This window comes from Marinobacter sp. DSM 26671, from assembly GCF_900112835.1.
GTDB lineage: Bacteria > Pseudomonadota > Gammaproteobacteria > Pseudomonadales > Oleiphilaceae > Marinobacter > Marinobacter flavimaris.
The window spans coordinates 85,654-87,043 of the sequence record NZ_FONF01000001.1 but is presented as its reverse complement, the minus strand read 5'-3'; the positions used below and the strand labels follow the sequence as shown (position 1 = coordinate 87,043).

1 protein-coding gene is annotated in these 1,390 nt (G+C 58.8%); it reads left to right on the top strand.

The features are described from left to right. On the top strand, nucleotides 1–1,390 hold a 1,390-nt coding region (locus BM035_RS22565; RefSeq protein WP_217646287.1), incomplete at both ends, for a hypothetical protein.

Sequence of the window (1,390 nt, the reverse complement as noted above, 5' to 3'; positions counted from 1 at the left end):
GTGGCCGCGACGGCAGTGGCACGGGCGTCTTTGCGCAGCAGTATGATGCGACAGCCAGCCGGGTCGACGGCGAGTTTCAGGTCAATACCGAATTCTCCAGTACCCAGAGCCAGGTGGCACTGGCCGGACTTTCTGGCGACAACTTCGTGGCGGTTTGGCGTTCTCAGAATAGCGGCACCGCCGGCGATGGCAGTGGCGGCGGCATCTTCCAGCAGTTGTTTGGGGAGCCGGCAGACTTTGGTAGCCAAGCCTCGCCCATCTTATCGGAGTTCACGCCCGAAGTGACATTCTCGGAAGCAGCACTGAATGCCGGCGCACTGCTGCTGGATGCGAATCAGTCTGTCTACGTGGCGGACAGTGATTCAGCTGACTTTGACGGCGGTAGTCTGCTGGTCACTCGACTGGGCCTGCTCGAACCAATACTCGATCAGTTTGAGAGCCCCGATGATGGTACTCAGGATCAGTTGAGCGTTCAGAATCAGGGCGTCGGCGCCGGCCAGATCGGTGTCAGCGGAAGCAGTGTAACCTACGAAGGGGGAGTCATCGGCACCATCGTTTCAGATGGCAGCAACGGTAGCCGACTGGAGATCACCTTCAACAGTAATGCCGATGCAGCCGCCGTAGAAGCGCTGGTCGAGCGCCTAACCTACGCCAATACCTCCGACGATCCGGTGCCATTCCGGCAGTTCCGGATTCAAATCAGCGATGGTGATGGTGGTACATCTGAACCCGTGGTGGTCAAGGTCAACGTCACGCCGGAACAGGACGGTGTTGCACCCGTGTTTGGCGAACGCCAGGTCAACAGCTTTGTGGAAGGTGAACAGCGTGAGCCGTCAGTTGCTTCTCTGGCCGATGGCGGTTACGTGGTGGTTTGGGATTCAGACGGGGAGGACGGTTCCGGCTATGGCATTTTTGGTCAGCGGTATACCGCCGAGGGGGTGATCACCGGGCCGGAGTTCATCGTCAATTCCCAGATTTTTGGTGATCAGGTTGAAGCCCAGGTTACTGGCCTTAACGGTGGCGGGTTTGTCGTAAGCTGGACCGATCAGTCGTCGAATGCAGATGGGTCTAGTTGGGGAATCTTCGCCCAGCGTTTTGGCGCAGACGGTCTGCCCGCGGGCGGCGAGTTCCTGGTGAATACCACCACCAGCTCCTCTCAGCAGGAATCGGCCATTGCCGCATTGAATGACGGCGGCTTTGTCGCAGTCTGGCAGGATAATGGGGGTGCGGACGGCAGTAGCTCTGGAGTGCTGGGGCAGCGGTTCGATTCGGCGGGTAACCCGGTTGGGGGTGAATTTCAGGTCAATACCGAATTCAGCTCTTTTCAATACGAGCCCAGCGTCAGTGGCTTGAGTGGCGGCGGTTTTGTGGTGACCTGGACGTCTGCTAC